The organism is Bradyrhizobium sp. WSM4872 (assembly GCF_055811715.1).
Genome location: NZ_JBVVPT010000049.1, coordinates 25,980 through 35,911, shown reverse-complemented (window position 1 = coordinate 35,911; position 9,932 = coordinate 25,980). Strand labels below are relative to the sequence as shown.

Sequence of the window (9,932 nt, the reverse complement as noted above, 5' to 3'; positions counted from 1 at the left end):
AGCCGATCTCCAATCAGAGATCGATCATTCCTCACTCGACGCCTTCAATGGAAGGTGGGACCGAAACAGCGCTTACGATGCAGGCTTGTTCCGAAGCGTAGCACCTGGGCGATGGTGGAGATGCTAGAGTCTCAAACCACAATCGCCGCGCCGGTTGCCAAGCTAAGGTGTCGGCTCGACGGTGCTCCCTGATGTATCGCCGTAGCGGAGGTGCTGAGCGCCGTCTACTTCCTCGGGTTCTCCTACGGCTTCCGGCCGGGTCGGAGGGCGCTTGACGCCTTGCACACGGCGGTCATGAGCCAGCGCGTCAACTGGGTGCTCGATGCTGACATACGAATTCAAGGGGACGAGTCCGCGCTTAAGAAGAAGATCGATCCGACGCGTGTTACCATCGGGAAGAAGGAGAGCATTCGGTCTGGACAATGTCCGTCAATCCACGGAGCTGCTGGGCGATTCGGGACGATGCGTTCATCTCGCTGGTAGCGAGAGTGACATCTATGAGCTGTCCCGCGCCGCTCGCGAAGCTGTAACGCATTTCGCGATTAGGACTTGCGTTAACCCTTGGGCCGGGAGGGAGATCACACGACCCCGACGAAATGGACGAGGTCGCCGGCAAGGGACTGCATTGCATCGACATCAAAAACAACGATGATCCCGATGAAGCCGTCCTCGAGATCATATATCGTAAGATTCTCGTCTTGCCACCGACCGGAAAGCAGAGCGTTGTCCCGCGCTGACCTTGGCGGTGATCACAAATCTGCCTGTCGGTCGTCCACGACGAACCAAAAAGCGAGACAGAAGACTCTCTCGCACGATCTAATCAGGATCGTCCAGCTCGGCGGTTATCTCGCCCGCGCCCAGCGATCCGCGGGGCAATACCGTTATGTGTTATGTGCCGCGGGTGGCCACTTCTCACCGACATCGCGCCGGCCGCCATGGGAGAATTTGTGGGCAATTGGAAGCCGGTGGAGGCCGGCTTTGCCGAATGCGGCGTTTGACAGTTGTTGAGTACTGGCTCCATGGCAGTGATATGCGCAGGGCCGAAGTCGAGCGGTTTAAGGTGGTGGACCGGGGCGGGCGGCCGCGCTGGTCCATGAATGAGAAGCTCAAGAGCGCGCCGGAGAGCTTACAGGTGCCTAGCCAAGTCGACCACCGGGCGGCGATATGGCGTTTGGCGCTCGTTGCAGCGTCGACGACGACGGTCGTTTTAGTCTGAGCCGAACGATGCCGTACATCACCTTGGCTTCGTACCCGCAACGCTCGTCGCGGAACCATGGCGGCGCCTTGTCCAGTCGCGCCGGCCGCAGCGGCGGTTCGACCGAGATCGAGTTTGCTGCCACGGCTCGTATGCGGATCAGGGGCCCGGTCGATGCGGCGACGCTTAAGGCGGCGGCAGCGCTGCCAGTGGACGCCTCATCGTGATCCCCATTGCGTCGGGCGGCGGTGTACGATGCAAGAGGTCTGCTCAGCCGCTCAGCCGCTCAGCCGGTATCCCTGTCCAATAAGCTTAGGTTGGTTGTTTGCAACCGCTGGCGTAAGTGGAAGCTGCCACCCAGCTCCCCCCGTGTGAAACGTTGACTCTGCTTGTTCAACCTTGGCCAACCCGCGCTCGCACTCATGATGCGTCCCGCTCCCCGATATGCAAATGTGCCGCTGTTCGAGCGATCTGTTGACGTGAGGCGGCCTGTACGCCTTCTACTGTCCTCCAGCGGCTGTGGATCCAGGGTCCAAAAGTAGTGATGAAATAGATCGAAGTACTCGTGCTGCCAACGCCGTTGACAATTCCGTATGAGTGATTACCCGCTTAGGAGGCGACCGAAGGCGAGCGTCATGTAACGATCAGCGGCTCACAATTGCGGTATGGTCAACTACAAACGTTGGCGATTGAGCAGATTGCAGGAACGTGGCACCCGTTAATGCAGAGGCGCCAAACTGGAAAGGGCCTCGTTGCAGGTCTCGGATGCGAAACCGCCTATGAATGGACCACCCCAGACGCCCCCCGAACGTTGAGAGCCAGCTCAAGGAGCTGAGCTCCTTGCGGGCCTTTCTTCGAGTGGTCGGCGGTTCGATAGTCATATGTATTGATTCCTTCCCGTGCGTGCTCGCTTTCGGGGCGCAGAGAGCAATCGAATGAACTGGCGTTCCGATCCGGATTTTGCGGAGAATGACACGCCGATATGCTGGCAGTAGAAGAATGGAGACTTTCATGGGCGTTCTATCACATCTCCGGGTCATCGAGGTGGGTAGCTCGGCCGCAACAAACTACTGTGCGCGACTGTTTGCAGATTTTGGCGCAGATGTTCAGAAAGTTGAGCCGCCTTCTGGCGATCCACTTCGCCATAGCGCGCCACTAACACCCGGCGCCCAGAGTGCGTGGTTTGCATTCCTGAACGTCAACAAGTCAAGCGTCATTATAGATCCCGCTGAAGTGGGCGCGAGCGAGAGGCTATCAGCCCTGATCGAGAACTGCGACATTCTCATCGATGGCCGAGAGATCGATTCCGCAGAGTGCCCAACCGTTGATATTGCAGCGATCTGCAACCGCTGTCCAAACGTGGTCTACCTCGAAGCGAGCTGGTTTGGGAGGGGGGGCCCCTATGCACGCTATGCCGCAACTGATTCGACTATCCGTGCCCTTGCGGGCCTAATCAAGCTCGTCGGACCGCCTGAGGGGCCGCCGATGCACGCTCCTGATTTCCAAACCGGGATTCTTGCTGGTCTATGGGGTTTCATTGCTACTATTTCATCGATGATTGGTATAACGCAATTTGGTGTGGGCCGATCGTTATCTCTCAGTGTTTTCGAGTCTACCCTGGCTCTGAGCGAGTTTTGGATGTGCGAAGCATTTGAGCGCCGTGAAGTCATGCGTCGGACTGGCACTAACCGCTTTTGGGGGGCATTCCCGTGGGGCATGTACGAAACGGCGAAGGGCTGGCTGGGCGTTTCGGTCGAGACGCCCGCGCAATGGCGAGCATTCTGCGACATGCTCAATCTGCCCGATTTGCGAGACGATTCTACTTTGATTTTGGTCGAACACCGTTTGCGGAATGTCGAAATCATCGAACGGAAGATCGTCTCGATATTGAAGGTGCGTCCAGCACTAGAGTGGTTTGCAGAGGGAATAAAACGCAGACTCCCACTGGTATCACTGCCCGACATAGCTAGTCTGATTCGGGATGAGGAGAAGAAGCTGCGCGGCGCGATAGTGCCGTTTAGTGTTGGTGAAGAGGAGGGTGTCACGGTTGGACCCGTCCAGCGACTGACAGAGACACCGCCGCTCCGCGGAGGCCGCGTACCGGCTCTTAACGAGCAGCAAGAGTTCGCAGGGTGCCCAACACGCTTTACTTTCCGCGACTTGCCAGCGGCCGCTCCTGGGGCTGCCGAACGGCCGCCGCTACACGGGCTGCGCATCATTGATTTTACCATGGGCTGGGCCGGACCCCTGTGTACGCGCACGCTCGCCGATCTAGGTGCGGACGTGATCAAGATCGAGGCCATTCAGTACCCAGATTGGTGGCGCGGCGTTGAGCGCCAGCCGGCGCAGGTCCGCGAGCGGGCCTACGAAAAGAAAGCGCGATTTTGCGTCATGAATCGCAACAAGCGCGGGATCACGCTAGATCTTTCAAGACCGCAAGGCGTTGCCCTCGCAAAACGTCTTCTGGCAGCAGCCGACGCTGCCATCGACAACTATTCTGTCAATGTCCTGCCGAAACTCGGGCTCAGTTATGATGCTCTTCGAGCCCTCAACCCGCGGCTGGTCATGATGTCAATGTCAGCGTTCGGCGCAGACAGCGCTTATCGCGAATGCCGCGCGTACGGATCCACACTCGAACAGGCATCCGGCTTACCAGCGGTGATTGGCAATTCTGGTGGACCTCCCGCGATGAGTCACATTGCCTTTGGGGATGCCGTTGGCGGTTTGAACGGATGCGCCGCAGTTCTGGTTGCGCTGATCCACGCTCGGACTACCGGGAAGGGGCAGTTCATTGACCTTGCGCAGATCGAATGCATGATGCCGTTCGCGGCACCATGGGTTACGCTCCACTCGATCGATGGGCTGCCGCCGAAAAGGTATGGCAATAGACATCCGCAGTTCGTCCCGCATGGTTGCTTCCGATGCGCAGGTCAGGATAATTGGATCGTGGTAGCGGCGACCGATGAGAGCATGTGGCATCGACTTGCGCTGCTTATCGGACGGCGCGACTGGGCCCAAGACGCATCGCTGCAATCTCCGGAATCTCGTCGGCTTATTGAGGATGTGATCGAGCGAAGTATAGCGGACTGGACGCGAACTCGGGATGCGGATGAAGCCATGTCCGAGTTGCAGGCGGTAAGTGTTGCCGCCGGCGTAGCTCGGCTACCCATTGATCTGCTCGATGATCGCCATCTCAGGTCGCGCGCGTTTTTGCAGGAAGTGGAACGTGACTTCATAGGTCCGCATCCGCAGCCTTCCATGCCAGTCCGCGAAGGCGAAGTTCCATATAAGATCCGAGCCGCCGCTCCGACGCTCGGGCAGCATAATAGAGAGATATTCTCCAAGGTCCTGGAACTCTCCGATGCCGAGATTGAACACTTAGTGAGCGAGGGGATCACCGGTACATCCATGCTCTACGAAGGATAGCTAGCAAGCGCAAAGGAGGTATCGTGAGCCCGACGAATGGATTTGATGAACTCAGTTGCTGCCTGTTCGAAGCCGCGCTCTGCAATCGCACGTGGCGAGCGTAGCCGTTGAAGCTGTCGTGGAGCATGATTGATGGAACTTGCGAAACTGGTGGGCGGCGTGCGCGCGATTGTAGTGATGCAAGCTGATGTTCAACGTTGACCACAAACAGGCATTTGAGTCTCGTCGACCTTGGACGCCTGTAAGACCATAAGGGGAAGAGCATGTCGAAAGGAAGTTTCTGCGCGATAGTCACGGGCTCGTCCTCGGGCGTTGGAGCGGCAACTGCTTGCCTCCTTGCGAGGGACGGCGCTCGCTTGGTCATAAATTATGTCCACAATCGCGCGGGGGCCGAGGACACGGCCGAAACGTGCAGGAAGTTGGGCGCCCTCGAGGTCGTGGTGGTGCAAGGCGACGTCTCGCGCGATGAAGACTGTAGACGCATTGTCCGTAGCGCGGCGCCCTGGGGAAAACTGGACGCGCTCGTCAACAATGCGGGGACCACTAAACACGTTCAGCACGGCGATCTTGACGAATTGTCCGCTGAGGAATTTCAGCGCATATACGCGGTCAACACGGTGGGTCCATATCAAATGATACGCGCTTCCAGATCGCTATTGGAAGCGAGCGCCAAGAGATCCGGAAGAGCTGCCGCGATAGTCAACGTGTCTTCAGCCGCTGGTATCAACGGGGATGGTTCGTCAGTGGCTTATGTCGGTAGCAAGGGGGCGCTCAACATCATGTCCTTGTCGCTGGCCAAAGCGCTGGCGCCAACCATTCGCATCAACGCGGTTTGCCCGGGTTATATCGACACGCCCTGGTACGCGAAGGCGTGCGGAGAGGTCCGGGCCAAGCAGGTACGCAATTCTGTCCTTGCGAAGGCGCCGCTAAAAACCATCTCGACTGCAGAGGATGTCGCGCACGCTGTTTATTTCCTGGCGAATGCCATATCGAGCAACATAACCGGCGAGTATCTGCGAATAGACGACGGCATGCACCTCATTTGATAAATTGATATACCCCTTGCTGGTCACTCGTGCGACGGCACCTCCGGCGGGCAGGGCGATTTCAGGTGAACAGCTGCGTCTTGCCATGATACTGCCGAACAAATGGCACGCAGCTTCTCCGACACTCACCAGACGACGATCCTCTCAAACTAGTGCCAGATAGAAGCGAATTCAGGCGTCCGATCTAAAGCGTCGACTTCACCACGAGGGAGCTCGCTGTTTGGCGGATATCTACAACCATCATTCGCGGCTCGGGTTTCTGGCACAGGTGTCGATACGATGCTGTAGACCGGACGCTTCACTTCTACGAATACTGGCGGGACTCGAGGAGCAGCACCACGTTGATGGCCATCTCGGGCGAATGCCCTGCCCCACTGTGACTAAGGCAGCCAGTCAAGAGCGAGCAGTTTCATCGCCTGGCGACCACGAGCCCGAGCGCGCCGATGCTGGCCGTGAGCTAAGCTGCCGCGAGCTAGTGGACACTGGTGAATCTCAGCTTGCGCTCGAACTCACCGGGCCGAAATTGCAGATGATCGAGGCTTCGATGTAGTCGAACGCGTCCGCGCGTTCCTCGTCTCTAGCTCGATAGACTTTGGTGGCCGTACGCTTCCGACAGAGCTTAGTTGAGAAGAACGCGCTCAAACTTCATGGCTGGCGCCCACGAGCTGTGCAGGCATCACGGCACTCATCAACGAGCGTACCAACCAGCGCGAAAGCAGGTGATACAGCACCACATAGACTCGAGCCGCCGGCAGTTCAGAGATGGTGACGTCGGCAATCCAGTTTTGGTTGGGACGCCTGGCGACAAAACCCGGCCCGGGATCTGGCCGCGTCCATCGCGAGCTGTCGATCGCCGTTGTCGTTCGGCATGCGGTGACGTAGCGGCCGTGCGCGCAGCGGTGAAGCTGGTCTGACGTGCCAGCCAGCTCTTCGTCAATGCGGAACGTGGCGGTGCGGTGAGCGGTTCACCAAGACATGCAAGCCCCCACCATACTGCCAGCGGCCGCATAGCCATGTCACCGGCCAGATCGTCCAATGCTCTCCAATTTAGACACTCCGTATTGCTGTCTTGCACGAAGAGAGCTCTTTATAGGATGGTCCCGTTCGGCCGCCAGGGCGATCTCGTGGCAAGCGTTCGATCCGCCCATTTGCGGATTACATTCGCATGAACGTCCAGATCGCGACGGTTGACGCCACCGACCCCACGTTCCCGGACGAGCCTGGGCAGCACAAGCTTGAGCTCGCGACTGAACTGGCGCGCTTGGTCGGAGCCTCCTTCGCAAGCCAGCTCAAGGGTCCCTGCTCGACTTTTCGAGAGTCTCCACAATCAAGCTGCCGACGGCGCGAAGCGTCGGTAGGAGTTTCTCTCCGGATGACTTGGAACGACGCGCATTTGAATTGGCTCTCGATTAACGAGCGTAGGAGGCTAGGTGATCGCAGGCAATGCGTCACGACGCTACCGTTGCATGTCTCGCAGTAGTTAAGCAGAGGTACCATGACGATCCGCTGCCCAGGCGGTAATTCCACCAAAGTAGGTAGTAGCTCGATGGTCGAGCATGCTCTACCAAACCTCGTACGTGCCGCATGAACTATCTGCGTAGGTGGTCACGCTGAGGCAGGGAGCAGAAAAATGGAGACTTACGTAGCTTGTTGCAAGCCGTCGCCATTAAAGTGACTGAGAATGCTGTTATGCCTAACGCTAATGCACTAGAATCCTGGTCACCCGGGTCTGAATGATAAAAGGAAAACTGCATCGGTAGGGTTTCATCTGGTCCTCCTACCTATCGAAGAAGGTGCCTCTACGAGTACGCATTCCGCGCTGGCGCCTTCCTTAGCAAGTGCTGTGGTCACGCGCGTTTCATGGCGGATAAGTCCGACGATGTTCCTGCTTGAAGTGCTTCAGCTCGTTCCCGTGAGTTCTCCTAGAAGGTAGCTATCAATGATGACTAAAAGTGACAGAAGCCAACTGCACCAACGCGTCGCAAGCATGTTGCGCAAGGTCGAGGCCCTAGAAGCCGCATACGAGACGATCACAGTGGGACAGCTAGTTTCAATGCGCGCGACAACGCACGGTTCAACGATCGCGATCAACGTCTTCGATCGCGACGAGCGTGCGACCTACTCCGAGGTGGACCGATTGTCTAATAAGCATGCATGTGCGCTCCGCGCGTTCGGTGTGCGCAAGGGCGATCGCATTGGGGTGATGCTGTCCAACCGCATTGAGTTTCCAATCCTTTGGTTCGCGCTTGCGAAGCTCGGTGCCGTGATGGTCCCCATTAATATGCGATACACCTCGAGGGAGATAAACTACGTTCTGAGCGACACACAGGCGAAGTACGCCGTTGTCGAAAAGTCCGTTTGGGCAGCGTTTTCGGGGATGGATCCTTGGCCGCAAGAACTCCTAAAGAGCCGAGTAATTCTCGTTGAGCAACCTTCCACTGAGAGAGCCACCGGGCTTGATCAATTGCTCAAAGGGGCGACGGAATCTCCTGTCGAAGAGGATGTCCAACCCAACGACTTGCTGAACATTCAATATACCTCAGGCACGACCGGCTTTCCCAAAGGCTGTATGTTGACCCACGATTACTGGGGCGTGAGCTCCTACCAATGGGCGTGTTGGGACGGAAAGCCGTACTGCAGCTTTTTGTCTGCTCAGCCCTTCTTCTATATTGATCCGCAATGGCATCTCCTGAATTCGTATCGACAAGGAGGAACGTTTTACTTGGCGCCGCAAGTGAGCTCGACGCGATTCATCGATTGGGTCAAGCGCTATCGGATCGAGTGGTGTCAATTCTCCGAGTTGGTGGCCCGCCAAGCTGAAGCAAGTAGTGTAGACGGAACGACATGCCTCAAGCAGACGATGAATTGGGGGTGGGGGCCAAGTACAGTACGCCAGTTTCGGAAACGGTTCCGGGTACCCACCCAGGATGCTTACGGGATGACTGAAATCGGCTTTGGCACACGAATGACGAATGAACTGGACGAAATGGCTGAGTCGGGCTCGGTGGGAATTCCTGTGCCATTTCGCGCGCTACGATTGATAAACGAAGATGGTAGCCTCACGGCAGTCGGCAGTGTTGGCGAACTGTGGGTGAGCGGGCGCGGGATCTTCAAGGGCTACTGGAATAAGCCGGAAGCAAATGCAACCTTGCTTGAAGGCAAGTGGTTCAAGACAGGGGATCTGATGCGCCGCGACGAACTTGGCTTTTACTGGTTGGTGGGGCGCACGAAGGATATGATTCGACGCTCAGGCGAGAATATTGCCGCGCGTGAGGTGGAAGCCGTTATCCGGGAACTTCCGGACATTGCTGATGTGGCCGCGGTTCCAGTTTGCGATTTAAAGCGCGGCGAGGAAGTGAAGATCTATGTTGAGCTCAAGGACGGTTTGAAACATGGCGATGTTATCGTCCAACGTATCATGGACCATGCTCGTACCGGCCTTGCCGTATTCAAATTGCCACGGTATATTGCCTTTGTTCCGAAACTTCCTAGGACAACGTCTAGCAATAAAGTAATCAAGGGTGAGCTGATAGCCATCAGCGACCAGCTTTCCGGTTCTTACGACGTTGAAAGGAAACAGTGGTGCTGAGGCTTACGACGGTAGCTGGTTAATTGCGCTACTCGCAAGCACGGACACGAGCTGGCTCTCCGCGCCCGCGTTGGTTCACTTTCCCGAGGAAAGAGCGTCTGGTGAACGTAAGATCTGCTTGCATCGGGCTGACTGCGGTCGAATGCCGACGAGCTGTACGAGAAATCGAGGGCATTCCTGAGTTATGGCGGTGCTAGCACTGGACTTCCGGGTAAGTCGCGCGTTGTACATCGGCCGCCGTTGCAGCGCAAAGAAGCGGTCGCTCACAATGGCTCCGCTCGAGGAGAGCTCTGAACCAGCCTGAGCCGCATCGCGGCGTAGAATCCCTGACACCAGGGTCGCGGATCGACGTCGTCATTGGGTTGGCGCCGGTGCATCGGCTCGAACTGGTCGGGCGCGGTCGTAAGGACGTTGCTGATGTCGTTATGGCGCAGCGCGACGGCGGAGAGCGCCGCGAACTCCGGGGTGCCGCCGTGGTTGAAAGCGTCGGCGTCGATGGCGAGCAGCGGGCAGATCCAGTCGAGCGGGCTCATCGACACTGGTCCGGCCACGATCGCGGCGACATAACCGTCGAGCATGGGGATGCTGGTGGCGGTAGGATGCCGATCGACGCGAGCCTGCAGCCACCGATCGAGCTCCGCAATCGGCATCGCGGCGGCGGCCATCGACGACGATG

Annotated in this window: 5 protein-coding genes and 1 pseudogene; 5 read left to right on the top strand and 1 reads right to left on the bottom strand. The window is 57.6% G+C overall.

What is annotated here, in order from left to right; genetic code table 11:
- Positions 1-198: 198 nt before the first annotated feature.
- From AC0L3C_RS35045 to AC0L3C_RS35025, 5 genes and pseudogenes are all read left to right on the top strand, one after another.
- Positions 199-336: pseudogene (locus tag AC0L3C_RS35045) on the top strand (group II intron reverse transcriptase/maturase); the annotation flags it as partial.
- Positions 337-596: 260 nt separating this feature from the next.
- Positions 597-737: a hypothetical protein gene (locus AC0L3C_RS35040; RefSeq protein WP_473410291.1), complete on the top strand. Its 141-nt coding sequence runs from the start codon at positions 597-599 to the stop codon at positions 735-737.
- 1,469 nt (positions 738-2,206) lie between these two features.
- Entirely contained in the window at positions 2,207-4,621 is a 2,415-nt protein-coding gene (locus tag AC0L3C_RS35035; protein WP_473410290.1) for a CaiB/BaiF CoA-transferase family protein, read from the top strand.
- Positions 4,622-4,884: 263 nt separating this feature from the next.
- Positions 4,885-5,667 carry an SDR family NAD(P)-dependent oxidoreductase gene (locus tag AC0L3C_RS35030; protein ID WP_473410289.1) on the top strand — a complete coding sequence of 261 codons (783 nt, stop codon included), beginning with the start codon at positions 4,885-4,887 and terminating at the stop codon, positions 5,665-5,667.
- Between the two features lie 1,987 nt (positions 5,668-7,654).
- Positions 7,655-9,256 (top strand): class I adenylate-forming enzyme family protein, encoded by a 1,602-nt coding sequence (locus AC0L3C_RS35025; protein ID WP_473410288.1) that lies wholly within the window; start codon positions 7,655-7,657, stop codon positions 9,254-9,256.
- Between the two features lie 263 nt (positions 9,257-9,519).
- Here AC0L3C_RS35025 and AC0L3C_RS35020 read toward each other — a convergent pair whose 3' ends face one another.
- Positions 9,520-9,921, bottom strand: a complete 402-nt coding sequence (locus AC0L3C_RS35020; protein ID WP_473410287.1) for a UPF0149 family protein — start codon at positions 9,919-9,921, stop codon at positions 9,520-9,522.
- Positions 9,922-9,932: the final 11 nt, after the last annotated feature.

Coding starts and splice junctions, on each gene's coding strand:
- AC0L3C_RS35040 (WP_473410291.1), top strand. CDS start 597: ATGGACGAGGTCGCCGGCAAGGGACTGCATTGCATCGACATCAAAAAC.
- AC0L3C_RS35035 (WP_473410290.1), top strand. CDS start 2,207: ATGGGCGTTCTATCACATCTCCGGGTCATCGAGGTGGGTAGCTCGGCC.
- AC0L3C_RS35030 (WP_473410289.1), top strand. CDS start 4,885: ATGTCGAAAGGAAGTTTCTGCGCGATAGTCACGGGCTCGTCCTCGGGC.
- AC0L3C_RS35025 (WP_473410288.1), top strand. CDS start 7,655: ATGTTGCGCAAGGTCGAGGCCCTAGAAGCCGCATACGAGACGATCACA.
- AC0L3C_RS35020 (WP_473410287.1), bottom strand. CDS start 9,921: ATGGCCGCCGCCGCGATGCCGATTGCGGAGCTCGATCGGTGGCTGCAG.